Origin of the sequence: Streptomyces sp. NPDC002055 (genome assembly GCF_040296705.1) — a bacterium.
In the GTDB taxonomy this organism is placed as follows: Bacteria; Actinomycetota; Actinomycetes; order Streptomycetales; family Streptomycetaceae; genus Streptomyces.
Genome location: NZ_JBEOXS010000055.1, coordinates 25,042 through 48,730 on the forward strand (window position 1 = coordinate 25,042; position 23,689 = coordinate 48,730).

Genomic DNA, 23,689 nt, shown 5'->3' on the forward strand with positions numbered 1-23,689 from the left:
GGGGCATGACATAAGGGGTTGAACGATGTCCAAAGACGTTGACGTCACATATGACGACATGCGGCGTGCCGGTAAGCACCTCAAGACCGAGCGCACCAAGATCGACGACAAGCTCGACAAGCTCAAGGACTACGTCGACGGTCTCGTCAGCAGCGGCTACGTGACCAAGCGGTCCTCGAAGGAGTTCCAGACCTCCTTCGAAGAGTTCAAGAAGGGCGCCTCGCAGGCAATCGAGGGCCTCGAGGGCATGGCCAAGTTCCTCGAGACCGCTGCCGACAAGTTCGAGCAGCTCGACGAGGACCTCGCCAAGGGCGTCAAGGGCGGCTGACCGCCTCCCGGCGCATTTCCTCGCATGCGTCTTGTCGCACCTGGCTCCGCGACTCGCTATTCTTCGCGTTCGCGGCGCCGGGTGCGCGGCGCGCCATTCCCTCCGCGGTCGGGGAGACCACTGGGGGCGGGTCCTGGACGACAGGACTTGCTGCACCCACCGCTTTCCGACCCCAGGGGGGAGTGTCATGGGAAAGACATCGTCGCGGACACCGAGCGCATCAAGGAGTTCGGCTCCGCGTTGAGCGGGATCCACAAAGAGTTCACCAAAGCGGCGAATCCGGCCGACGGTTACGGTGTGAAGGATCTGGGCTCACAGTCCGTCATCGACACGTTCGGGGAATTCAGCTCGAACTGGAAGATTCACCGCGAGCTGGAAGATTCACCGCGAGCGACTCACGGACGAGCTGGAGAAGCTCGCCAAGATCGCCACCGAGGCGGGGAAGTCGTACCAGGAGATCGACTCGTCTCTGGCGGACGCCCTGCGCGGCGAGGACGCCAAGCACAAGAACTCCGGGACGGGCAAGAGATGACCGCGCGCCCTCCCGTTCACGAGTGGGAAGTTCTCGGCGAGTCCTCCGATCCGATCCCCGGCGACCCCCACACCGTCGCGGCGCTGGGGAAGAAGCTGCGTGCCACCGCGGACTCCCTCAAGCGCCAGGCCGACGAGATCAAGGCGGGCGGCTCCGTCGAGGCATGGAAGAGCAAGGCCGCGGACGAGTTCCGCGGTGAGGCCCAGGAGGCCGAGGGCAAGCTCCGGAAGGCCTTCAAGCGCTACGACGTCGCGGCCAAGGCCACGGGCACCGAGGTCAAGGAGGGGGGAGACCTACCCCAAGGAGTTCGCCTCGGAACTGCACCGCGCCCAGAAGCTCGCGGCCAAGGCGCTGCAGGAGGCGCAAGAGGCCGACTCCGAGCACAAGAGCTCCACCAAGGCGCTCGACGGCCGGCCGAAGGACACCCCGGACGACGATCCGGACACCGAGAAGCTGAAGGGCCGGCAGGAAGCCGCCGAGACCAAGCTCTCCGGCGCGCGGAAGACCTTGCAGGACGCCAAGGACATCCGCGACGCGGCGGAGAAGGCGGCCTGCGAGGCGATCGACGGCGCGATCAACAACGACGGCCTGAAAGACGGCACCTGGGAAGGGATATGCACGGAACGCCAAGCCGCGGCACAGCAGCGGAGGTGCCGGAGCATGCCCTGCGCCCCTTTGCGCAACGCACTCCCAATCTCGACACCGTGCGAATCTCCCGCATTTACTGGGACGGATCCTCACTGGTGTTCCGAACTCCCGAGGGCAACGAGAAGCGCTACCCGGCCGGAGGGGCGGGAATTTCTCGAGCTGTTCATATCGAACTGCCCGGCGAGGATGCCTTCAAGCGGCTGCGTCCAGCGGGTGACTGGGGTGTCGTGGAGTTCCAGAACGCAGAGGGGGCGCGCCTCTTTCGACTTCCCCTCATGGAGTGGCTGCCGGAAGCACCTATGCCGGGTTCCCGACCCAATAAGGGTGGGGACCTACTAGAACTCACCGGGTTGTCGGCGCTCTTGAAGGAAGCGGGTATTCCGCTCCGGACCGTGACCGACCTTGACGATCCCGTGCTGAGCAACTCGGTACGCGGGCCTGATACCGACGCGTACATCGGCCGCACACTCCCCGTGTGGCACTCCGTGCTCCGTGGTGCAGCACTGGCGATCTGGTTTGCCTTTATCATCTGTGCAATGGTCTGGAAGGACAGTGCGCCGTGGTTGAGTACGGTCGCGGCGACCGCCTTCGTTCTTCCACCGCTCTCCGAACTGGGCCTGCAATGGGCCGCCCGCAGGAGAGAACGGATCACCTTTCCTGCCGCCGTTGCGATGCTCAGGCCGTCCCCTGCCTCAGGGATCGGTGCCACTCAGCGCTTCTGCACGACTTCCGCCATCCGTATCCAGGCCTCCGACATCGTCATCGTCAACTCGCTGGGGCAGGAACGCTGGCTGCCCCGTGCGGGCTCACATGCACCAACACGTCTGGTGAGGATTGTCTCTCGGGAACGTCGCACTCCCATCGGTGTCGAGCTGCGCACCAAGGCCGGTCGAGTACGGGCCGCACTGCCCTGGGCTCCCTGGTTCGGGGGGCCGGAGGGTGAGCTGCGCTGGACGGAATTCAGTTCAGCGGTCGGAGTGCCCACCGAGGACTGCGTCGAACCCAAGAAGTCCGTCGGTTGGCCGCGGAGGTACACCATGGCCTTTGCGGACGTCGAGCACTTCGGGCCGCTCGACGCGAAGACGGCCCGAGCGAATTCCGATTTCGTGCGGACGGTGCTTGAGGACGCCAGTCCCCTGCCCATCTCCCTGTTCGGGGCTCTGACCTTCCTCGCTGGTCTCCTCTCCGTCGATGCGAGCCCCGTCGCCGGCAGCCTCACGATGGCTCTGGCAGCGACAGCGGTCGGCGTCTACGCAGGTCCGGGCCTGGCCCACCAGGTGAACAGCCGTCTCCGGCTCGACCGTCCGGCCCCCGGTCAGGAAGCGACGTCATGAACGACCCCGACACCGACAGACGGACGGACACGACGGACACGGGTGCCGCCGCACCGCCCGGCGACTACCGGCTGCTGCTGCCGAACGGCTGGTTCCGCATCACCCTCGACCCGGAGCGCCGCAAGGCCGCGGTCGACGCCCTGGTCGACCGGCAGTTCCAGGGCATGGACGACGCCCCGCACATCAAGCGGATGGTCCGGTCCGAGCTGCTGGGCCGGGCCAAGGAGGCCTACCGGAACGGCGGCATCGAGCTCTACCTCAGCCTCCAGACGGCCGGGCCGCTGACCATCCCCGCCTCCCTGCTGCTCACCCTCGTGACCCCGGACCGGCCGGGCGGCATCGAACTGGAGGCGCTGGCCCAGCACCTCTTCGACAGCGGCCCGCTCGACCAGGACGTGTCGATCGAGGAGTTGCAGGCGGGCCGTGCCATCCGGGTGCGCACCCGCAAGGTGCCCGAGCAGAACGACCCCGGCGGGAACACCGCGCCCGTCACCACCGTGGACTATCACGTCGGTGTCCCGGGCTCGGACTCCTTCCTGCTGCTGGCGTTCTCGACGCCCCTGGACCCGCTGGCGGACGCGATGGTGGAGCTGTTCGACGCCGTCGCCCACTCCCTGATCTGGATCGGATGAGCCCGTGACCGAATTCGTGAGCTGCGGCCTGCGCTGTCACGAGGAATGGGTGTCCATTCCCACGGAGCCCGGGGCGGACATCACCGCCTGGGTCGACGAACAGGCCAAGGAGCTGGTGGAACGCAGTGTGGCGGACGGGACGCTCCTCGACGAGGACCTGCTGCGGCAGGATCTGCGCGAGCGGGCGGCGGACAGCCGCGGCCGCAAGCGGGTGCACGCCTTCGCCCTGTATGTGAACGGCCTGGAGGAGTCCACGGCGCTCCTGGAGGTGGACTTCATCCACCCCGACGAGACCGTCGCCCGCATCACCCTCGACTGGATCGCCGAGCGCTTCAGCACGGACGACTTCGGCGCCCCGGACATCACCCACGCCCGGGTGCCCCTGGGGGAAGCGGTCCGCATCCGGCAGAACTTCGCCGCCGGAGACAGCGGGCGGGACAGTGAGCGGTGCTCATGGAGACCATCACATACGGTGTTGTGCCGCCGGGGAGCGACAGCGCGGTGATCATGCTCGTCTCCTGGACCTACCCCGGGGTGAGCGACATCGTGGAACGGATGGCCGACGACATCGTCGGCACCCTGACCGTCGAAGCCGAGGCCTGAGGACGCGCTTTCAGCGGATCCCCGAGGATCACCGGGCATTCCCGCATCACCGGACATCCGCGGACCCCTGCCACAGCCGAGCTGCCGGAACGCCGGGCCTGCCGCAGAGCGGACCCCCGCCGTAAAGCAGTGGACCGCCGGCCCCTGAGTAGCCGTTAATGATCGACGGACGGCTGCGCCCGCCCCGACCACGGCCGGCGGTCGGTGGACGACGGCCGGCGGTCGGCGGTCGGCGGTCGGCGGTCGGCGGTCGGTGGACAGCGGCGCGCCGTCGGTGATGCGCGTCGCCCGGTGGGGGACGGCGTTCCCAGGGAGGCAGGCAGATCATGGCGGGCAGACCCCGTTCGGTGGCCGAGGTGGTGGAGGCCGCCCGGCGCGGTCCTCGGCTCAAGTACGTGTACTTCTGGGGGCACCACCCGCGGCGCGACGGGACCGTCGGCTCAAGTTGTCTCAGCCAGTGGTGGCATGCGCCGTTCACGGTGGACGGCGTGCGCTACCCCACCGCCGAGCACTGGATGGTGACTCCTCCCCCTCACGAATGAGGGGGCTTCTCGCTATGCCGGTGGGGCTTCGCGGCGGACCAGCCCGGCCCGTAGAACGTTCAGGGCGCCCACCGTGTCTGCGTGCGCGGTGTGGCCGCACGAGACACAGTGGAACTTCTCCTGTGTGGGCCGGTTCTCCTTGGCGGTGTGCCCGCATTCTGGGCACCGCCGGGAGGTGTTGCGGGGGTCCACGGCGATCACTTCCCGACCGGCGCTTTCAGCCTTGCCTTTGAGGATCGCGAGGAACACCCCCCATCCGGCATCAGCGATCGAACGGTTCAGCCCCGCCTTGGCGGCGGCCCCGTTGGGCAGGAACCCGCCCGGCCGGCCAGGGTCGGGCTTCGGCACGGGGGCCTTGCTCATTTTGCGGATCTTGAGGTCTTCGTGCGCGATGAAGTCGTGTTCGCGTACGAGGCCGAGTGCTGTCTTGTGTGCGTGGTCCAGTCGTTGGCGGCGGACCTTGCCGTGCAGCCTGGCGACCTTCTCAACCGCCCGCTGGTGGTTCGCGGTGCGCTTGTCGCGTCGCACGCGGGGGAACGTGGCCAACGCCCGCTGTGCCGCTTCCAGCTTGGCTGCGGCACGGCGTCCGTGGCGCGGGTTGGCGACGTGCTCACCGCCCGAGGTGGTGAGGAAGGAGGCGATGCCCATGTCGATGCCGACCACGGACCCCGTCTTGGACAGCGGCTCGGGCTCGCCCTGGTCGGCGGTCAGCACCACGTACCAGCGCTTGCCCTCCCGCTTGACCGACACGGTCCTGACCTTGCCGACCACCGGCCGGTGCCGGTGCACCCGGACGTGGCCAACGCCCTGGAAGCGGACGCGGGTGACCGGGTCGTGCGGGGTGGAGTCCCAGCGGCAGCCGTCCCCGTCCTTGGGGAAGTCGACCGTGTCGAACCGGTTGACGCCCCGAAAGCGCGGGTATCCGGGCGTCTCGCCGGCCTTGATGCGGCGGAAGAACGCGGCGAATGCCTTGTCCAGACGGCGAAGCGTTGCCTGCTGCGAGGAGAAGGACCAGCGGCCCTGACGCTCGGGGTCGAACGCCCGGATCTCCTTGAGCTGCGCGGACTGCTGCCCGTAACGGATGCTCGTCTTCGAGACGTGCCGATAGGCGTCGCGACGTTCCTGCAACGCCCCGTTGTAGAGCGAGCAGTGATCACGCAGCATCTCACCCAGCGCGAGCGCCTGGCCCACGGTGGGCCGCATGAGGAACTTGTACGCACGGATCACCGGCCCACCCCCTCCCGGTCGGCTTCAAAGATCCTACTACGCTTGGCGTATGTCACCGCGCTGGGAACCAGACCCCGATACACGCCGAGGAAACCACGTCACCCACCACCTTCACGCCCATTTGGTGTTCGTCACCAGGTACCGGCGTGAGATCTTCAACGACGACATGCTGACCCGCTGCGAAGAGGTCATGCGGGACGTGTGCGGGAAGTTCGAGGCCGAGCTGAAAGAGTTCAACGGCGAGGGCGACCACGTGCACCTGCTCGTGCACTACCCGCCCAAGATCGCACTGTCGAAGCTGGTCAACAGCCTGAAGGGCGTCAGCTCCCGGTACCTGCGGGCCGAGTACACCAGCCGGATCAACCACATCGGGACGGGTTCGGCCTTCTGGGCTCCCTCGTACTTCGTGGGGTCCTGCGGCGGAGCGCCGCTGAGCATCGTCCGGGAGTACATCGAGAACCAGAAACGGCCCACCTGACCGCCAACCCGGAAGCGCAGCGAACCCCGGCGCTCCGCGCCTCCGAACCAAGGATCGCAATCCCACCCGGCCTGAAGGCCGGGATTCCCAGCGCACACCAAGCGATGGCGGACAAGGCTCAGCTGTTCGGTGACGACGCGGCCCTGGAACGCGTCCTGCTGGCCGGCCATCCCCACGAGGCGAAGACCGTCGGGCGCTCGGTGCGCGGCGTCGACGAGGAGCGCTGGAGGGAGCACCGGTACGACCTGGTCGTGCGGGGCAGCATCGCCAAGTTCACGCACCGTCCGGACCTGCGGCCCTTCCTGCTCGGGACGCAGCAACGCATCCTGGTCGAGGCCAGCCCGGTCGATCCGGTGTGGGGCATCGGTCTGGCGGCCGACGACGAGCGAGCGCAGGACCCCGCCCGGTGACGTGGCCTGAACCTGCTCGGCTTCGCGCTGATGGACGCCCGGGACGCACTGGCCGCCGAAGGGGCAGCAGCGGGGGCCTGAGCGAGTGCCCGGCTCCGGAGGCGAACTCCCGCCGCAGAGCGGCCGGTCCCGGCGCAGAGCGGCCGGTCCCGGCGCAGCGACCGGCCGGAGCCACCGTCCCCGGCGCAGCGACCGGTCCTGGCAACGCTGCGGTCCCCGCCCCGGCGACCGCCCTCGGCCCAGCGGCCGTCCCGGGCGGAACCACCACCGCCCACCGCCCCGTTACGGCGCCCGGCGCATCGCCGCGTAGAGCACGCGGAGCGTGAGGACCGCGCTCACCGCCAGCAGGTTGTAGCCGAGCAGCGGGTAGAGCTCCAAGTGCCTGGTGACGCGCGGGCCTTCGCCCGTGCCCAGGACCAGCATCATGACGGCCATCAGGCCGGTGCCCGCCGCGAGCAGGGTGATCAGGAGCTGGTGGACCAGGCCGGAGACGAAGCGCCGGTCGCGTTCGTCGGCCAGCAGCCGTACCCGCGCGGAGAGCCGGCCCTGTTCCAGCGAGGCACTGACGCGTTCCGCGCGGCGCGGCAGCCGGCGGAGCATCGGGAGGAGGGGCAGCAGCTCCTGGGCGACGGTACGGGCCAGGGCCGCGCCGTCCGCCGGGTCGGCGCCGGCCGGGTCCGCGGAGCCGTGCTCCGAGCCGCCGGTCCAACGGGCGTAGCTGCGGCCGGCCTGCGCCGCGAGACGGCCCGCCGGGCCGACGGACAGCCGGTCGGTGACCAGCGTCGTGGCCACCCGTCGGGCCTCCTCGACCAGCTCGAACCCCGGTGAGAGCCGGATGAGCGTGCCCTCCAGGGTGGCCAGGGCGCGGAAGACCGCCGCGACCTCCGGCGGCACGGTCAGGCCGAAGCGGGTGAGCAGTTGGAACAGCGCGGTGAACATCTCCGCGTCCGGCCTGCTCGACGGGCCGAGGTGGCGGGCCATGAACCGGCCCAGCTCCCGTTCCAGCACCAGGGCGTCGAGGGTGGGCGCGTCATGGGTGTCGGGGCGCGGGCCGAGGAGTTCCAGCAGCGCGTCGCACATGCCGGCCGGGTCGCCCCGGTCGACGGCCAGCAGCAGGTACTGGATCGCGTCCCGCACCGTGGCGTCGATCCTGCCCACCGAGCCGAAGTCGAGCAGCCCGATCCGGCCCTTTCCGATGCCGCCGTCGGCGAGCAGCAGCATGTTGCCGGGGTGCGGGTCCGCGTGGAACACGCCGTCGCGCATGATCTGCCGCAGCATGGCGGCCAGCACGGTGCGGGCGAGCGCGTCCCGGTCCAGGCCGCGGGCGTCGGCGTCCGCACCGGCCCGGTCCAGCGTCACCCCGTCCAGCCACTCCTGCACCATCACCCGCGCCGTGGACAGCTCGTGGTGCACCGCCGGGACCCGGACGGAGGCGTCCGGGTCGCGTCCGTCGCAGGCCGCGGCGACCGCGTCGGCGTTGCGCGCCTCGGTGCGGAAGTCCAGTTCCTCGCGGACGGCGACGGCGAACCCGTCCGCCAGGTCCCGCAGGCCGAGTCCCTGCACCGCGCGGGCCCGGACGTGCAGGCCCTGTGCCATGGCGAGCACGATGTCGAGGTCGCGTTCGACGGACTCGCGGATGCCGGGCCGCTGCACCTTGACCACCACCGTGGAGCCGTCGCGGAGGGTGGCCCGGTGCACCTGGGCGATGGACGCGGCGGCGAGCGGCTCGTGGTCGAAGTCGGCGAAGACCTCGTCCACCGAGGCGCCCAGCTCCTCCCGCAGGACGGTCTCCACCTCGTGCCAAGGCGCCGGCGGCACGTCGCTCTGCAGCCGGCTGAGCTCGTCGACGATGTGCGGGGGCAGCAGGTCGCGGCGGGTGGAGAGGACTTGGCCGAGCTTGATGAACGTCCCGCCGCACTCCTCCAGCGCGAGGCGGAGGGAACGGGCCGCCTCCCGGCCCGCCTCGTCGGCGCGGGCGGCCCGGTCGACGCTGGCCCGCCCGCGGACGTACCGGCCCAGGCCGTGGCGCATGAAGATGCGGCTGATCTGCGAGTAGCGGCGGGCGCGGGAGAGCCGGCGGCGCACGGCGCGCGCCCACTGCACGGGGCGCGGCCAGCTCCCCGAGGGGACCGCGATCTCGACCACGACCAGGACGGCCATCGCGGCCAGCAGGGAGACCGTGACCGAGACGGTGGAGAGGGCGGCCCGGCTGTCGGTGTCGGCGAGGGAGCCGTTGAACAGCTGGAAGGTGGTCATGCCCACGGCACAGGCCATGAGCGTGCGCAGGGCGCCGATGCGGATGCCGATCAGGCGCCGGGCGCCGACGGAGATCCCGGTACAGAACACACCGACGGTGACGACGACCAGCAGCGTGGTGAGGATCCAGTGGGTGGCCTGGTCTACGGCGCTGGCGGCCAGTGTCGGCAGCATGGCGGGGTCCCTCCCGGCGGGAAGCGGCTTCGGTCGGTGAGGGCGACCGGGCGGGTCGGTGCGGAAGTACGCGGCGCGGGCCGGTGCGGCCGTGCGGCGCCCACGGGGTTACGGCGTGTGTGCCGGCCGACGCCCGCCCCCTCGCGCCGTCCGAATGTCACGGAGCCTATGGCATCACACGGCCCGGGCAGCGAACCAGGCTGGCTGCGCGGCGGTCACCGGCAGGGCCCGGGGGCGGTGGCCAGTGCGGCCCGGGGCGGTGGCCAGTGCGGCCCGGGGACGGTCGCCGGTACGCCCGGGGCAGTGGTCGGTGCGCCCGGGGGGGGCGAGTGCCGGGGGCAGTGGCCGGTACGCCCCGGGGACGAGTGCCGGGGACGACGGCGGGAGCGGCCCGAGCGGGGTACGGACGGGCTGCCAGGGACCGGGTCCCGGACCCGACGGGGTCACGGGGCGGAGCCTCCAGGGCCGGAGGGCGCGGCACGGGCCGGACGGCGCGGCACGGGCCGGACGGCAGGACGGACGCGCGGCGCGGACGGGCGGACGGGCGGCGCGGGCGGACGGGGCCTGCTCGGGCAGCGCCACCCGGCCACGGACGGTAGGCGGAACGGCACGGAACCCGCATGCGCTGCGGCACCACCGGAATCCGGACCCTTGTCCGCTGTCCGCGGACTGAGATGTCCGGAACTCGCATGCCCACGGCAGCCCGGCCGACCGGGTCGCCGCTAAGCCGGGAGGGCCGCCTGCAGGAACGGCTCGATCGCGGCGCGCCAGTCCTCGGGCCGGTCGTAGTGGACCAGGTGACCGGCGTCCGGGACCTCGGCGTACTCCCCGCGCGGCAGCACCCGGACCATCTCCTGGGCCTCCGCGCGCCCCAGCTCGCCGTCGACCCCGCGCACGACCAGCGCGGGGCACTGGACGAGGGCCAGCTCCTCCCAGTGGGCGTCGTACACCCAGGTCTCACGGGACATCAGCATCTGCCGCCGGGAGAACACCGGGCGCCAGCCGTCGGCCCGCTCGGCCATCACCTCGGCGTAGAAATCGCCACGGGACGGGCGCGGCCGCTCCAGCGTGGGGTCGTCCTCGCCGAACCACCGGCGGACGTCGCGGAGCGTCGCGAACGGCAGCGGCCAGGTCGTGAACCACTCCTCCCACTCCCGCTGCGACTGGGCCCCCAGCGCCGAGGCCCGCATGTCGCAGACGACGAGCGCCCGCACCAGGTCGGGGCGGCGGGCGGCCAGCTGCCAGGCCGTCAGGGCGCCCATGGAGTGACCGATCAGCGTGACGGGGGCGAGGTCCAGTTGCTCGATGGCGGCCGCGGCGTCGGCCACATACGCCTCGCGGGTGTACGGCCCGTCGGCGGGCTTGTCACTGCGCCCGTGGCCTCGCTGGTCGAGACCGATCGCCCGGTACCGGCCGGAGAGCCATCGGGCGGTGCCGGCCCAGTGCGCGGCCCGGCCCATCAGCCCGTGCAGTAAAAGAATTCCGGGGGCCTTCGCGTCGTCCCGGCCCCCCTTCGGCGGATCGCCGTACTCCCAGGCGGCGAGCCGCACGCCGTCGGCTCCGGTCACATCGATGCGCCGCACCATGTGTCCTGGCACCCCCAATCCTTCCGGCCGCTCCGCGTCGTCAGCTGCTGAGTCCTCACATACGTACCCGAGTGCGGGGTGGAACACGGCCACATTATCGAACCCCCATTCGATTGGGTGGTTCTGGAACGCAACACCCCACTTTTGAGTGACTGCACTCAAGGGTTGACGCTCCGCGCCGAGGGGAGACAGCTACCGGGAGGCGGACCCTTCGGGGAAGGGGGTCCGCGGGGAACGACCCTGAGAGCTCGGGGCTCCGGGTCACCACGGGGGGACATGGGGAGGCAGGGCCCCGGTTGCCGAGTGCACCGGGGCCCTCGCTCCCGGATCTTCCGCCCCCGCTCCGTACGGCCATCGCAGCCCCCTCCCCTGCCTGCCGGCCGCCCCGTCGGACGGCCGTGAAAGCCCCCGTGCCATATGCCTCAGCGACAGCGTCGCACGAGCCGGGGCGGATCGCTGCCATTCCGGAGCCATCTTCCGGGAAACCGGAGAAGTCCGGCCGACCGCACTCCCCGCCGCACGCCCGACATGCCGCCCGTACCAACCGCGCCCGAGGGAGCGGGAGTCGGAGCGAGGGCGGCCCCACGGCACCCCGCCCTGCTGCACGCCCGGGACACTGCGCAACCCGAGGTGCGGGGGCGGAGCCGACGGACGCGAGGTGCCCTTGTCGCAGGGCAGCCGGCACACGGCAGTTGGTGCACGGCAACGGGTACACAGCAATGGGTACAGGGCAATGGGTACAGGGCGGCCGGCGCGCGACAGCCCCTCGGCCGGAGCCCAACGCCCAGCGGGAACCGGGGCCCAGCGGGAACCGCGGCTCGGCAGGAAGGGGGCCCAGCGGGAACCGGGGCCGGGCCCGGCTCTGCCGCGGCGCGGGCGCCCCGAACGCGAAAAGCCGCCCCGAGGGCGGCAGTTCGCGGCGTCGCGTCAGCACGCGACTCCGGTGCGTGATCCCGGCGCCTGCGGGCGATCCCGCGGGCGGGCGGCGTCAGCGCTTGGCGACGAAGACGTGCGCGGCGATGTCCGAGTGCAGCTCCGCGGCCTCACCGCTGCTGCCGACCAGGACTCCGCCCGCCGCCTCCGTCACGCTCACCACCGCGCCCGGCTGCACACCGGCCCGGCGGAGCGTGTACATCAGCTGCGCGTCCGTCTGGATGGGCTCGCCGATCCGGCGCACCACCGCGGTGGTGCCGTCCGTCCCGGGGTCGAGGTCCATCAGGCTGACCATGCTCTCGTCGAGGAAGGGGTCGGCCTCGGCCTTCTCCCCCAGCTCCTCCAGGCCCGGAATCGGGTTCCCGTACGGCGACTCGGTGGGGTGCCGGAGCAGCTCGAGCACGCGGCGCTCCACCGCCTCGCTCATCACGTGCTCCCAGCGGCAGGCCTCGGCGTGCACCTGCTCCCACTCCAGGCCGATCACGTCGACGAGCAGACACTCGGCGAGCCGGTGCTTGCGCATCACGCGGGTCGCCAGCCGGCGGCCCTCGTCGGTCAGCTCCAGGTGGCGGTCCCCGGCCACGGTGACCAGGCCGTCACGCTCCATGCGTGCCACGGTCTGGCTGACCGTCGGGCCGCTCTGGTCGAGCCGCTCGGCGATCCGGGCGCGCATGGGGACCACGCCTTCTTCTTCCAGCTCCAGAATGGTGCGGAGATACATCTCCGTGGTGTCGATGAGTCCCGACATGCGTGCCCCTCGATCTCTACGTGCGTGGCCCTGACTTCAATTCTGACGCATCCCACCGACAACCGGGGCACGTCCGCCCCTCGCGGTATTGACAGTCGGCCGCCGCGGGCCCCAACGTGATCCGCGCCACCGGGTACGGACCTGTGGAATTCCTACGGAAAGGACCTGAGCGGCCATGAACGACAAGGCGGCGGACGCGGGTACGGATCTCGCCGGCCGGTTCCTCGACGCCGCCGCCGACCTGCTGCGACGGGTGCGGGACGAGGAGACCGGGGCCATCGCGGCGGCCGGTTCCGCGATCGCCGGCACGGTCGCCGCCGGCGGCCGGCTCTTCGCCTTCGGCGCCGGGCACTCCTCGCTGCCCGCGCAGGACGTGGTCTACCGGGCGGGCGGGCTCGCGCTGATGAATCTGCTCTCCGTGCCCGGCGTGGTGGGGGTCGACGTCGTTCCGGCCACGCTCGGCAGCGCGCTGGAGCGCGTGGACGGCCTCGCCGCCGCGGTCCTGGACACCAGTCCCGCGCGGGCCGGGGACCTGCTGGTGATCATCTCGCTGTCCGGACGGAACCCGCTGCCCGTCGAGATGGCGATCAACGCCCGCGCCCTCGGGCTCACCGTGATCGGCGTGACGTCCGTGGCCTACGCGGACGGCACCCGGTCCCGGCACTCCTCCGGCGCCCACCTGCGGGACCACTGCGATCTCGTCCTGGACAGCAAGATCGCGGTCGGGGACGCGGAGCTGACGGCCGAGGGCATCGAGGCGCCCTTCGCCCCGGCCTCCACCGTGGTGACGAGCGCGATGCTGCAGGCCGTGATGGCCGCGGCCGCGGGGGAGCTGGCGGCCCGCGGGATCACTCCGCCCCTGCTGCGCTCGGGCAATGTGGACGGCGGGCACGAGTGGAACGGGCAGGTGCTGGCCGAGTACGCGGACCGGATCTTCTTCCGGCACGCGTAGGGCCGGTCGTTCGCATCGGGCCGGGCCGAAGCCCGTCGTTCGGATCGGGCGGGGCCGACGGGGGCCGGACCAGGTCAGTACAGTCCGGGCCGGCGCGGGCCGGACCACGTCAGCACAGTCCAGGCCGACGCGGGCCGGACCAGGTCAGCACAGTCCGGGCCGACGCGGATCGGGCCGGATCAGCGCAAGCCGAATCCGGCTCAGACCCGGCCCCCGCCCCGGCGGCCCAGCTGTTCGGCGAGATCCAGGGCTCCCGCCACCCGGTACGCCGCGTCCTCCGCGTACGAGGCGTCCGTGCGGTCGAAGGCGTTCCGGCCGCCCGCGCGCAGGAACGTCGCCACGCCCAGCGTCCGGCCGCGGCTGCGCAGCACGGCGCAGAGCGCGTGCACCGTGTCCTCCGGCCACTGCCGTGCCGCGGCCCACTGCCGCGCCTGGTCGCCGGCCCCGGCCGCGGGTTCGGCGCTCGCGGCGCCGACCCCGGCCGCCGTCGGGCCGGCCGGTCCACGGTCCGCACCGCTGCCCGCCGCGCCCCGCGGGTGCTGTCCGGCGCGGTTCCGCCAGCTGGCCCGCACCGACCCGGCGCGCTCGACCGCCAGCAGGGCGGGGTGGCCCTCGATGTACCGCAGCGGGATGCCGCCGGGCACGACCGGTGAGCAGGGGCCGCCGGAGCCGGCGGGGGTGGCGGCGGCCCGGACCAGGCGGACCGGTTCGCCGTCCGACGTCAGGTCCAGCAGCGCGTGGTCGGCGAACCCGGCGAGGGCGAAGTCCAGGAAGACGGTCGCCGCCTCCAGCGGGTCCTCGCACTCGGCGGCCGTCCGGGCCGCCCGGTGCAGCTGATTGCCGCGGAAGCGCAGCAGCGAACTCTCCCGTTCGGCCTGCCGGACGTCGGTGACGTCGTGGAAGAACCAGCCGACGCCCAGCGGAACCGGCTCCTCCGCCAGGGGCGACGCCAGCCGCAGGAAACCGCACCGCCAGCAGCGCCGCTCCTCCACCCCGCCCGCGCCGGCCCGGAGGGTCACCCACACGTCGGCCGGAGCGGGCGGTGCCCCCTCGGCCAGGACGTGCTGGAGGGCGCTCTCCAGCTCCTCGACACCCTGGGAGAGCAGCTCGCCCAGGGGCCGGCCGAGGAGGGAAGCGCGGTCGGTGCGCAGGGCCCGCGCGGCCTGTTCGTTGGCGACGGCCGGGCGCAGATCGGCGTCGACCAGCACCAGCCCCCAGGCCGCGTCCTCGAAGAGCGCCTCGCTCAGGGCGATGGACCGCTCCAGGTCGATCTGCGCGTGCACCTCGCTGAACGCGCAGTACACCCCGGCGGGGCGGCCGTCGGCTCCGCGGACGCCCGCCGACTGGGTGCGGACGAGCACCCGGCCGCCGGCCTTGGTGACGAGGGCGAACTCGTGGACCTGCCGGCCCTCGGCCGCCATGACGCCGAGCAGCCGGCCCTGGATCTCGTCGGCGTCCGCCTCGCGGACCGCCCAGCCCGCGAAGCCCTGGCGGCCCACGGCCTCCTCCGCGGTCCAGCCGAGGATGCGCTGGGCCTCGCGGTTCCAGTGGGTGACGACCCCGTCCGCGTCGAAGGCGCAGAGGGCGGCGTCCATCCCCTCCAGAAGGGCGGCGAGCAGGTCGGAGTCGTCGCAGTCGGCGGGCGGGGGCAGGCCGTCCCGCGCGGCGGTGGCCTCCTCGCTCGGGATGTCCTCGGCGCCCTCCGGGCTCTCCGGGCCCGGGCGCGCCGGCCGGGTGGGGCCGGAAGGCCGGGAAGCAGTCACCTGGCACCTCCTGCTGGACGTGGCTGCATGTGCTGCACGCCCGATCATTCAACTGGAACGTGACGCAACCCACAGCGTGTTCCCGGAAATCGGTGCGCACTGCCCATCGGTCGGATCCGGTGACCGCGCACCGGCCCCGGGGACCGGTTCCGTGACCGCCGCGGCACACGGCGAAGTCACCGTAAGGCGCCTGCGGAAAATGGGTTGTGGGGCTCCCGGGCGGTGCCTAGCGTGTGGGGTACACGAGAAGGGAGGTGGTTCGGCAGATGTATGCAATCCGGACGCGTGAGGTGACTGCGGGCTAGCAGTCCGTCGTCGCGCTCTGCGCATCGCCGGACGCGCGCACGCACTGCGTGTCGCAGCCGGCCTATTCCCAAGCAGTCACCCGACCCGCGAGCTGCCGGTACGTCCGACCGGCCCCCGAGCGCCCCTGGGCGCCGGGGAACAGGCTCGCGGGTCGTCTGCGTTCCGGCGCCGGGCAGCGGAATCCCGCCCGCTCCACAGCGGCGGCGCACCGCGCCCCACGCCGGGCGGCCCGGCGCCCCTCCGCTGCGGGGCAGCCTCCGCTGCGGGCCCGCCTCCGCTGCGGGGCCGCCCCGCCGCTACGGGCAGAGGCGGTCCACCTGCCAGCCGGACTCGGCCCGGACGTAGCGCAGCCGGTCGTGGAGCCGGTTCTCCCGGCCCTGCCAGAACTCGACCGTCTCCGGACGCACCCGGTAGCCGCCCCACTCCGGCGGGACCGGGACCTGCTCCTCGGGCGGGTAGCGGTCCGCCAGCTCCCCGTACAGCCGGTCGAGCTCGGCGCGCGAGGCGACGGTCGAGGACTGCTCGCTCGCCCAGGCGCCCAGCTGGGAGCCGTGCGGCCGGGTCCGGAAGTACGCGGCCGTCTCGTCGCGGCCGGTCCGCTCCGCCACCCCGCCGACGATCACCTGCCGGGCGATCGGGTGCCAGGGGAAGAGCAGGGAGATGTACGGGTTGGCGGTCAGCTCGCGGCCCTTGCGGGAGCCGTAGTTCGTGTAGAAGACGAAGCCCCGCTCGTCGTACTGCTTCAGCAGGACGGTGCGCGAGCTGGGCCGGCCGGTCTCGGGGTCGGCGGTGGAGACGATCATGGCGTTGGGTTCGAAGATGCCGCTCGCGGCGGCCTGCTCGAACCACCGGGCGAACTGTTCCATCGGCTCTTCGGCCAGCTCGGCCTCGGCCAGGCCTTCGGCCCGGTAGTGCTCGCGCATGGCGGCCGGGTCGAGGGCGCGCCTGGTCGGTGGGACTACCGGTTGCTGCGGATCGATGTCGGGCACCCGCTCATCTTGACGCATGCGCCGTCCGGCCCGATCGGCCACCCGAGTTTGCCCAGCGCACAGCCTTCGTAACCCTGATCCGCCGAACCCGGCACTGTGCCGGATCTCACGCTTCCCCGGGCCTGCCGGACCCGCGAAAATCATGGACTGGGCCACTGTGGCGTCCGGACACCGAGAACCGCCTGTCCGACCCGCACCGCCCGCAGAACCGTAGTGACCTGCAACGACCGGTGAATCACCCTCGGGGCTCGCGGCCTGACCGACCGCAGGGCCCGCCTCCGTCGGGCCGGCTTTCCGCCGCGACCGGGGTGACCGGCGCCCGCGCGGGGCATCACCGGGGTGACGGAACGGACGCGAGTCGCAGTGTCGCGGCAGCGTGCGGTCTCGGCACCGTACAGAAGTGACATTGAGGTCACAAGCCGCATGTCGACATATCTTGAGGAGCCGCCTGATGTCCGACTTCGTCCCCGGACTCGAAGGAGTCGTCGCGTTCGAAACGGAGATCGCCGAACCCGACAAGGAAGGCGGCGCGCTGCGCTACCGAGGGGTCGACATCGAAGACCTGGTCGGCCATGTCTCCTTCGGCCATGTCTGGGGTCTGCTGGTCGACGGCGCGTTCAACCCCGGTCTGCCGCCCGCCGAGCCGTTCCCGATCCCGGTGCACTCCGGCGACATCCGCGTGGACGTGCAGTCCGCGCTCGCCATGCTCGCGCCGGTCTGGGGCCTCAAACCGCTGCTGGACATCGACGAGGCGCAGGCCCGTGACGACCTGGCCCGGGCCGCCGTCATGGCGCTGTCCTACGTCGCGCAGTCCGCGCGCGGCCAGGGCCTTCCGATGGTGCCGCAGAAGGAGATCGACAAGGCGGAGACCGTCGTCGAGCGCTTCATGAAGCGCTGGCGGGGCGAGCCCGACCCGAAGCACGTCAAGGCCGTCGACGCGTACTGGACCTCGGCCGCCGAGCACGGGCTCAACGCCTCCACCTTCACCGCCCGGGTGATCGCCTCCACCGGCGCCGACGTGGCCGCGGCCCTGTCGGGCGCGGTCGGCGCCATGTCCGGACCGCTGCACGGCGGCGCGCCCTCCCGCGTGCTCGGCATGATCGAGGAGATCGAGCGCACCGGCGACGCCACGGCCTACGTCAAGCAGGCCCTGGACAAGGGCGAGCGGCTGATGGGCTTCGGGCACCGCGTCTACCGCGCCGAGGACCCGCGGGCGCGGGTGCTGCGCCGTACGGCCAAGGAGCTCGCCGCCCCGCGCTTCGAGATCGCCGAGGCGCTGGAGAAGGCGGCGCTGGAGGAGCTGCACAACCGGCGTCCGGACCGGGTGCTGGCCACCAACGTCGAGTTCTGGGCGGCGATCGTGCTGGACTTCGCGGAGGTCCCGGCGCACATGTTCACCTCGATGTTCACCTGCGCCCGCACCGCCGGGTGGAGCGCGCACATCCTGGAGCAGAAGCGGACGGGGCGGCTCGTCCGGCCGTCGGCCCGCTACATCGGCCCCGCGGCCCGCAACCCGCGCGAGGTCTCCGGCTACGGGGACATCGCGCGCTGACGCGAGCAGCGGCGCGGCGCGCACGGCTGCGGCCACGTCGCACGGACTCCGCCTCGGGCGCCGGACGGTTCGACCGTCCGGCGCCCGAGGGCGTTCAGCGGTCCGCGCGCCAGGGGCGGTGCTCCTCCGCAGGGGAGCAGCGCCAGGGCGGTGCTCCCCTGCGGAGGAGATGGGGGCACCCGGGCCGGGGCCTGGGGGCGTAGGTGCCGGTGGGTGCGGGCCCAGGCTTGTTCGCGCCCGCCCTGCGCCGCGCATGCCCGCCCGCGGGGCCGGGGCCCGCCCCACGCCTCGTACACCCGTCCTGCTCGTCGTGCGCCCGCCCCATGCCCCGTGCGCCCGCCCCACTCCTCGGGGGCGCCCGCTCTACTCCTCGGGGGCCCGCTCTACGGCTGGGAGCCCGCCCTACTCCTCGGGGGCCAGCACCTCGTCCAGGACGCGGGCCCACTGCTCCACCACCCGGTCGCGCCGGGGCTTGTCGTCGGTGAGCAGGTTGGCCAGCCCCAGGCCGCGGGCCATGTCGAGCATCCCCTGGACGGTCTCCCGGACGCCGGGGCGGCCCTCGTCCGCGCCCAGCAGCTCCACCGCCATCCGGTGGGTCTCCCGGCCCACCCGGGCCTCGATCGCCACCACCCGGCGGCGGAGCTCCTCCTCGTTCGAGGCCGCCACCCAGAGCTGGAGCGCCGCGCGGAACAGCGGACCGGTGTAGAGGTCGACCAGCTCCTCGACGATCACCCAGGTGCGGGCGACCGAGCCGGGCGGCGGCAGACTCCGGGCGACCGCGCGCAGCGCCCCCGACCGCTTCTCCGCGACGTGCTCGACCGCCGCGGTGAACAGGTCCTCGCGGGTGGGGAAGTGGTGCTGGGCGGCGCCACGGGAGACACCGGCCCGCTCGGCGACCACCGTGACCGTGCTGCCGCTCCAGCCGTACTCGGCCAGGCAGGCCACGGCGGCCTCCAGCAGACGGAGGCGGGTGGCGCGGCTGCGGTCCTGCTGGGGGCCGCGCTCCAGGCGTCCGTGGCCGGGGCGTTCGCGGCCCGGCCGGCCGCGGGACGTGGCGTGGGACGTGGCGCGGACGCCGTGCTCCCGCTCCGGGTCCCGGTGCCCCGCCGCGCCGTGGTTCCCTTCCAGGCCCTGGTCCCCCTCCGGACCGAGTTCCCCTTCCGGGCCGTGCTCCTCCGCTCCGGGGGCGCTCGTCGGGCCGCCGTCGGGGCCGCCCGCCCGGGGTGCCGGGCCGGGAGCCGGACCTGCCGGGCGCGGGGCCGGGCCCGCGGAGCGGGGAGCCGGTCCGGAGCGGGGAGCCGGGCCCCGGCCCGCGTCGGACGACGTCACCGCGCCCACGCCGGGTCCCGCCGCTCCAGGAACGCCGTCATGCCCTCCCGCGCCTCGTCGGAGGCGAACAGCCGGGCGGACCGCTCGGCCAGGGCGTCGGTGTCCCGGTCGAACCCGCGCAGCACCTCGGCGGTGACCAGCCGCTTGGACTCCGCCAGCCCCTGCGGGGAGGCCCGCCGCAGGCCGTCGAGGACCGGGGCCAGCGCCGCGTCGACCTCGTGGTCGCTCCCCGCGGCCACCGTCACCAGGCCGATCCGGGCCGCCTCCACGGCGTCGAACCGCTCCCCGGTCAGGTAGTAGCGGGACGCGGCCCGCGGGTCGAGCCGCGGCAGCAGCGGCATCGAGATCACCGCCGGGGCCAGGCCGAGCCGTGCCTCGGTGAAGGCGAAGCTCGCGCCGGGGCCGGCCACCGCGATGTCGCACGCGCCCAGCAGGCCGAGGCCGCCGGCCCGGACATGGCCGGTCACCCGGGCGACGACGGGCTTCGGCAGCTCGACGATGGTCCGCAGCAGCCGCGCCAGGCCCAGCGGGGCAGACGCCCCGGGCCCTCCCGGACCCTTCGGACCGCCCGGTGCCGTCTCCCCTGCCGGGGACGGCGAAGTCGGGGACTGCGAGGCCGGGGACTGCGGGGCCGAGGGCTGCGGCGTCGGGGACTGCGGCGTCGCTTCCGAAGCCGCCGGGCCCGAAGCCGCCGGACCGGATCCCGCGGACCCCGGTGCCGGTGCGGCCGGGGGCGCGGCGGCGGTCGCTTCGCCGAGGTCCGCGCCCGCGCAGAACGTGCCGCCCGTGTGGGTCAGCACGACGGCCCGGATCTCCGGGTCCTTCGCCGCGGCGTCCAGGCCGTCGTAGAGCTCCTGGACGAGCCGCACCGACAGGGCGTTGCGGTTGTGGGGCGAGTCGAGGGTGAGGGTGGTGACGCCGCGCTCGGAAGCGCGGCGCACCAGCCGTTCGGCATCGGTCATGAGGGTGCTGAACTCCTTTCCCGGTCCCGCAGTTCACGCCGGAGGATCTTGCCGCTGGCGGCGCGGGGCACGGTCTCCAGGAACGCCACCCGGCGCACCTTCTTGTACGGGGCGACCCGCCCGGCAACGTACGCCATGACCTCCTCCTCGGTGATCTCCGCCCCCGGCTGCGGAACGACGAACGCCTTGGGGATCTCGTTGCCGTTGTCGTCGGTGACCCCGATGACCGCGGCGTCGGCGATCCGCTCGTGGGAGAGCAGCACCGCCTCCAGATCCGCCGGAGCCACCTGGTACCCCTTGTATTTGATCAACTCCTTGACCCGGTCGACCACATACAGCCAGCCGTCCGCGTCGACCCGGCCGATGTCGCCGGTGCGCACCCAGCCGTCCGCGTCGATCATCTCGGCGGTCGCCTCCGGCCTGCCGAGGTACCCCTTCATGCGCTGCGGGCCGCGGATGACGATCTCGCCCTCCTCGCCCGCCCCGAGATCCTTCGCCGGGTCGTCGAGGCTCACGATGCGCATCTCGGTGCTGGGCAACAGCTTGCCGACGGTGCCCGGCGGCGGGACCGGGGCGCCCTCGACGGGTCGCGGCACCGCGTGCGTCCCCGGGGAGAGTTCCGTCATGCCGTAGGCCTGCATGACCGGCGGCACCCCGAGGCGGCGGGAGCACGCCTCGGCCAGTTCCTCGTCGAGCGGGGCCGCCGCGCTGATGATGAACTGCAGGGACGACAGGTCGTGCGACGCCACCGCCGGGTGCTTGGCCAGCGCCAGCACGATCGGCGGCGCCACGTAGAGGGCGGTGACCCGGTGCTTCGCGATCGTCGCCAGGAACTGGTCGAGGTCGAAGCGCGGCAGCACGACCACCGTCGACCCGTTGCGCAGCGGGGCGTTCATCAGGGCGGCGAGACCGTAGATGTGGAAAAAGGGCAGCACTGCCAGCATCCGGTCCGCCGGGCCGCTCTCGACCAGGGCGTGCAGCTGCGACAGGTTGGTGGCCATGCTGCGGTGGGTCAGCATGACGCCCTTGGGGGTGCCGGTCGTCCCGGAGGAGTACGGCAGCGCGGCCACGTCCTCGGCGGGGTCGAAGGCCACCACGGGCTCGGGAGCGGTGGAACCCAGCAGGTCCAGCACGGAACGGTGGCCCTCGGCGCGGTCGCAGACGAAGATCTCCGCGATGGCGCCGCCGCCCGCCGCCTCGGCCGCGGCGCGGGCCGTGTCCAGCAGCGGGGAGACGGTGACGATCCACCGCGCTCCGCAGTCCCGGAGCTGCCGGCCGAACTCCTCCGCGGTGGCGAGCGGATGGATCGTGGTGACGGTCGCGCCGGCGCGGGTCGCCGCGTAGAAGACGACGGGGTAGGCGAGCGTGTTGGGGCTGTGCAGGGCCAGCACGTCCCCCTTGCGGACACCCGCCTCGGCCAGGCCGGCCGCCACGCGGCGGTGAAAGCTGTCGAGCTGCGCGTAGCTGAGGGTGGTGCCGTCGACGCCGTCGATCAGCGCGGGCAGGTCGCCGAACTCGGCGGCCCGGCCGAGGACGACGTCGTGGATGGGCCGGTCGACGACGGGGATGTCCGCGTACTCACTGTGGAACACCATGGCGGTCCCTTCTGGGGCTGTCGTTCCTCCATCGCTGTGGCCCGGGGGTGCGGCGGGTCCTGCGGACGGCTCCGGGCCGGCCGTCCGGAGCGGTTCCGGGCGGGTCCGGCCGGTCGGGTCGGGCCGGTCGGTCTCGCGGGGCCTGCCGGCCGGCCGGTGGTCCGGTCCGGCTGTCCGGTGCGCAGGTCCCGGCGTCCGGCCGGTCCGTCCCGCAGGGCCCGCCGCGTGGTGGGCACAGCCCTTCAGGGTCGCGTGTTTCAGTACGACTTGGGGAGACCCAGGGACTGATGGGACACGAAGTTGAGGATCATCTCCCGGCTGACCGGCGCGATCCGGGCCACCCGCGACGCGGTGATCATCGACGCGAGGCCGTACTCCCGGGTGAGGCCGTTGCCCCCGAGCGTGTGGACGGCCTGGTCGACGGCGTGCGCCGCGGCCTCGGCGGCCGCGTACTTCGCCATGTTCGCCGCCTCCCCCGCCGCCAGGTCGTCGCCCGCGTCGTAGAGGTGGGCGGCCTTCTGCGTCATCAGCCGGGCCAGTTCGATCTCGATGTGGACCTGGGCGAGCGGGTGCGCGATGGCCTGGTGGGCACCGATCGGCTCCTTCCACACCGTGCGGGTCCGGGCGTAGTCGACGGCTTTGGCGAGCGCGTACCGTCCCATGCCCAGCGCGAAGGCGGCCGTCATGATCCGTTCGGGGTTCAGGCCGGCGAAGAGCTGGAGCAGGCCCGCGTCCTCTCCGCCTCCTGCGTGAGAGGGGCCACCGCCCACCAGCGCGTCCGCCGGGAGCCGCACGTCGTCGAGGACGAGCTCGAACTGCTTCTCCGGAGCGGCGAGTTCCATGTCGATCCGGTTGCGCGAGAAGCCGGGGGTGTCCCGGGGGACGATGAACAGGCAGGCCTTGAGCCTGCCGGTCCGGGCGTCCTCCGTGCGGCCGACGATCAGTGTGGCGTCGGCGATGTCCACCCCGGAGACGAACACCTTCCGGCCGGTCAGCAGCCAGTCGCCGGTCGCCGCGTCCCGGCGGGCCGTGGTGGTGATCCGATGCGAGTTGGAGCCGGCGTCGGGCTCGGTGATCCCGAACGCCATCTTCCGGCTTCCGTCCGCGAGGCCCGGCAGCCACTGCTGCTTCTGCTCGGTGGTGCCGAAGCGGGCGATGACGGTGCCGCAGATGGCGGGCGAGACGACCATCATGAGGAGCGGGCAGCCGGCGGCGCCCAGCTCTTCGAGCACGATGGAGAGTTCGCTGATGCCGCAGCCCCCGCCGCCGTACTCGGTGGGGAGGTTCACCCCGAGGTAGCCGAGCTTGGCGGCCTCGGTCCAGAGCTCGTCGGTCTGCTGTCCGTCGCGGGCGACGGCGGCGAAGTACTCGCGGCCGTAGCGGGCGCCCAGGGCGGAGACGGCTGCGCGGAGGTCGCGGTGGTGCTCGGGGTCGGTGACGGGGGGTTCGCCGGGAGCGGTGGGGGCGGGGGTGGGGGCGTCGGGGGCTTCGGGCATGGCGGGGCCTCCTCGGGCGGGATGTACGGGGGTTGGTGCGGGGCGGGTCCTGTTCTTCGGGGGTGGGTGGGGGCGGGGTTCGCTGGATGCGGGGTCCGCTGGATGCGGGGTTCCGGTTCTGCTGGGTGCGGGGTGGTGTCGAGGTGCGGGGTGCGTTGGTGTTGGTGCCGTTTCCGCTGGTGCGGCTGTGTGGGGCAGGTGCGGCTCGCCGGCGGGAGGGGGCGGGGCTTCCGGGGTGGGGGGTTCCGGAACGTATATTTACGGGCCTGGCGGCCCACAAATACACGGCAGCTTCCGGAACCCCCCACAGATCG

At 72.8% G+C, this 23,689-nt stretch carries 18 protein-coding genes and 1 pseudogene; 9 read left to right on the plus strand and 10 right to left on the minus strand.

Annotation, left to right across the window (positions count from 1 at the left end; genetic code table 11):
• The first annotated feature begins 25 nt into the window (after nt 1–25).
• The 5 genes and pseudogenes from ABT112_RS27365 to ABT112_RS27385 all read left to right on the plus strand — a co-directional run.
• Nucleotides 26–328 (plus strand): WXG100 family type VII secretion target, encoded by a 303-nt coding sequence (locus ABT112_RS27365; protein ID WP_351513976.1) that lies wholly within the window; start codon nt 26–28, stop codon nt 326–328.
• A gap of 1,182 nt (nt 329–1,510) precedes the next feature.
• A complete protein-coding gene (locus tag ABT112_RS27370; protein WP_351513978.1) occupies nt 1,511–2,842 on the plus strand; it encodes a hypothetical protein in 1,332 nt (443 codons plus the stop codon).
• Nucleotides 2,839–3,474: a hypothetical protein gene (locus ABT112_RS27375; protein WP_351513980.1), complete on the plus strand. Its 636-nt coding sequence runs from the start codon at nt 2,839–2,841 to the stop codon at nt 3,472–3,474. The genes ABT112_RS27370 and ABT112_RS27375 overlap by 4 nt, the downstream gene beginning before the upstream one ends.
• Nucleotides 3,475–3,478: 4 nt before the next feature.
• Complete coding sequence (locus ABT112_RS27380; protein WP_351513981.1) at nt 3,479–3,979, plus strand: hypothetical protein; 501 nt, start codon at nt 3,479–3,481, stop codon at nt 3,977–3,979.
• A gap of 424 nt (nt 3,980–4,403) precedes the next feature.
• Nucleotides 4,404–4,598: pseudogene (locus tag ABT112_RS27385) on the plus strand (DUF1768 domain-containing protein); the annotation flags it as partial.
• Nucleotides 4,599–4,631: 33 nt separating this feature from the next.
• Here ABT112_RS27385 and ABT112_RS27390 read toward each other — a convergent pair.
• Nucleotides 4,632–5,846 carry an RNA-guided endonuclease InsQ/TnpB family protein gene (locus tag ABT112_RS27390; RefSeq protein ID WP_351513983.1) on the minus strand — a complete coding sequence of 405 codons (1,215 nt, stop codon included), beginning with the start codon at nt 5,844–5,846 and terminating at the stop codon, nt 4,632–4,634.
• A 49-nt stretch (nt 5,847–5,895) separates the two neighbouring features.
• Here ABT112_RS27390 and tnpA point away from each other — a divergent pair, with 49 nt between their 5' ends.
• Together tnpA and ybiA are read left to right on the plus strand one after the other, a co-directional pair.
• Nucleotides 5,896–6,324 (plus strand): IS200/IS605 family transposase, encoded by a 429-nt coding sequence (gene tnpA / locus ABT112_RS27395; RefSeq protein WP_351513985.1) that lies wholly within the window; start codon nt 5,896–5,898, stop codon nt 6,322–6,324.
• Nucleotides 6,325–6,428: 104 nt separating this feature from the next.
• Nucleotides 6,429–6,734, plus strand: coding sequence for a riboflavin biosynthesis intermediates N-glycosidase (gene ybiA / locus ABT112_RS27400; RefSeq protein ID WP_502975463.1), 306 nt, complete (start codon nt 6,429–6,431; stop codon nt 6,732–6,734).
• A 282-nt stretch (nt 6,735–7,016) separates the two neighbouring features.
• Here ybiA and ABT112_RS27405 read toward each other — a convergent pair whose 3' ends face one another.
• From ABT112_RS27405 to ABT112_RS27415, 3 genes are all read right to left on the minus strand, one after another.
• The gene (locus ABT112_RS27405; protein WP_351513987.1) at nt 7,017–9,164 is read right to left on the minus strand and encodes an ABC1 kinase family protein; all 2,148 of its coding nucleotides are present in this window, start codon (nt 9,162–9,164) and stop codon (nt 7,017–7,019) included.
• A gap of 722 nt (nt 9,165–9,886) precedes the next feature.
• Nucleotides 9,887–10,750, minus strand: coding sequence for an alpha/beta fold hydrolase (locus ABT112_RS27410; RefSeq protein WP_351514007.1), 864 nt, complete (start codon nt 10,748–10,750; stop codon nt 9,887–9,889).
• Between the two features lie 988 nt (nt 10,751–11,738).
• The gene (locus tag ABT112_RS27415; protein ID WP_351513989.1) at nt 11,739–12,431 is read right to left on the minus strand and encodes an iron-dependent transcriptional repressor DtxR; all 693 of its coding nucleotides are present in this window, start codon (nt 12,429–12,431) and stop codon (nt 11,739–11,741) included.
• A gap of 175 nt (nt 12,432–12,606) precedes the next feature.
• Here ABT112_RS27415 and ABT112_RS27420 point away from each other — a divergent pair, with 175 nt between their 5' ends.
• Nucleotides 12,607–13,383 (plus strand): SIS domain-containing protein, encoded by a 777-nt coding sequence (locus ABT112_RS27420; protein WP_351513991.1) that lies wholly within the window; start codon nt 12,607–12,609, stop codon nt 13,381–13,383.
• Between the two features lie 200 nt (nt 13,384–13,583).
• On the opposite strand, the gene ABT112_RS27425 is transcribed toward ABT112_RS27420, so the two are convergent.
• Both ABT112_RS27425 and pdxH read right to left on the minus strand, forming a co-directional pair.
• The gene (locus tag ABT112_RS27425) at nt 13,584–15,194 is read right to left on the minus strand and encodes a PAS domain-containing protein (RefSeq protein WP_351513992.1); all 1,611 of its coding nucleotides are present in this window, start codon (nt 15,192–15,194) and stop codon (nt 13,584–13,586) included.
• 554 nt (nt 15,195–15,748) lie between these two features.
• On the minus strand, nt 15,749–16,375 hold the full coding sequence (gene pdxH, locus ABT112_RS27430) for a pyridoxamine 5'-phosphate oxidase (RefSeq protein WP_351514009.1): 627 nt from the start codon (nt 16,373–16,375) through the stop codon (nt 15,749–15,751).
• A 517-nt stretch (nt 16,376–16,892) separates the two neighbouring features.
• Here pdxH and ABT112_RS27435 point away from each other — a divergent pair.
• The gene (locus ABT112_RS27435; RefSeq protein ID WP_351513994.1) at nt 16,893–17,993 is read left to right on the plus strand and encodes a citrate synthase 2; all 1,101 of its coding nucleotides are present in this window, start codon (nt 16,893–16,895) and stop codon (nt 17,991–17,993) included.
• A gap of 402 nt (nt 17,994–18,395) precedes the next feature.
• Here ABT112_RS27435 and ABT112_RS27440 read toward each other — a convergent pair whose 3' ends face one another.
• From ABT112_RS27440 to ABT112_RS27455, 4 genes are all read right to left on the minus strand, one after another.
• Nucleotides 18,396–19,001 carry a TetR/AcrR family transcriptional regulator gene (locus ABT112_RS27440; RefSeq protein WP_351514011.1) on the minus strand — a complete coding sequence of 202 codons (606 nt, stop codon included), beginning with the start codon at nt 18,999–19,001 and terminating at the stop codon, nt 18,396–18,398.
• A gap of 317 nt (nt 19,002–19,318) precedes the next feature.
• Nucleotides 19,319–20,284, minus strand: coding sequence for an enoyl-CoA hydratase family protein (locus ABT112_RS27445; RefSeq protein ID WP_351513996.1), 966 nt, complete (start codon nt 20,282–20,284; stop codon nt 19,319–19,321).
• Nucleotides 20,281–21,879, minus strand: coding sequence for a 4-coumarate--CoA ligase family protein (locus ABT112_RS27450; RefSeq protein WP_351513998.1), 1,599 nt, complete (start codon nt 21,877–21,879; stop codon nt 20,281–20,283). The genes ABT112_RS27445 and ABT112_RS27450 overlap by 4 nt, the downstream gene beginning before the upstream one ends.
• 257 nt (nt 21,880–22,136) lie before the next feature.
• Nucleotides 22,137–23,375 carry an acyl-CoA dehydrogenase family protein gene (locus ABT112_RS27455; protein WP_351514000.1) on the minus strand — a complete coding sequence of 413 codons (1,239 nt, stop codon included), beginning with the start codon at nt 23,373–23,375 and terminating at the stop codon, nt 22,137–22,139.
• Between the last annotated feature and the right edge of the window lie 314 nt (nt 23,376–23,689).

Bases quoted from the DNA above. Each gene is read 5' to 3' on its own strand.
- ABT112_RS27365 (WP_351513976.1), top strand. From the start codon at position 26: ATGTCCAAAGACGTTGACGTCACATATGACGACATGCGGCGTGCCGGT.
- ABT112_RS27375 (WP_351513980.1), top strand. From the start codon at position 2,839: ATGAACGACCCCGACACCGACAGACGGACGGACACGACGGACACGGGT.
- tnpA (WP_351513985.1), top strand. From the start codon at position 5,896: ATGTCACCGCGCTGGGAACCAGACCCCGATACACGCCGAGGAAACCAC.
- ybiA (WP_502975463.1), top strand. From the start codon at position 6,429: ATGGCGGACAAGGCTCAGCTGTTCGGTGACGACGCGGCCCTGGAACGC.
- ABT112_RS27405 (WP_351513987.1), bottom strand. From the start codon at position 9,164: ATGCTGCCGACACTGGCCGCCAGCGCCGTAGACCAGGCCACCCACTGG.
- ABT112_RS27410 (WP_351514007.1), bottom strand. From the start codon at position 10,750: ATGGTGCGGCGCATCGATGTGACCGGAGCCGACGGCGTGCGGCTCGCC.
- ABT112_RS27415 (WP_351513989.1), bottom strand. From the start codon at position 12,431: ATGTCGGGACTCATCGACACCACGGAGATGTATCTCCGCACCATTCTG.
- ABT112_RS27420 (WP_351513991.1), top strand. From the start codon at position 12,607: ATGAACGACAAGGCGGCGGACGCGGGTACGGATCTCGCCGGCCGGTTC.
- ABT112_RS27425 (WP_351513992.1), bottom strand. From the start codon at position 15,194: ATGATCGGGCGTGCAGCACATGCAGCCACGTCCAGCAGGAGGTGCCAG.
- pdxH (WP_351514009.1), bottom strand. From the start codon at position 16,375: ATGCGCGAGCACTACCGGGCCGAAGGCCTGGCCGAGGCCGAGCTGGCC.
- ABT112_RS27435 (WP_351513994.1), top strand. From the start codon at position 16,893: ATGTCCGACTTCGTCCCCGGACTCGAAGGAGTCGTCGCGTTCGAAACG.
- ABT112_RS27445 (WP_351513996.1), bottom strand. From the start codon at position 20,284: ATGACCGATGCCGAACGGCTGGTGCGCCGCGCTTCCGAGCGCGGCGTC.
- ABT112_RS27450 (WP_351513998.1), bottom strand. From the start codon at position 21,879: ATGGTGTTCCACAGTGAGTACGCGGACATCCCCGTCGTCGACCGGCCC.
- ABT112_RS27455 (WP_351514000.1), bottom strand. From the start codon at position 23,375: ATGCCCGAAGCCCCCGACGCCCCCACCCCCGCCCCCACCGCTCCCGGC.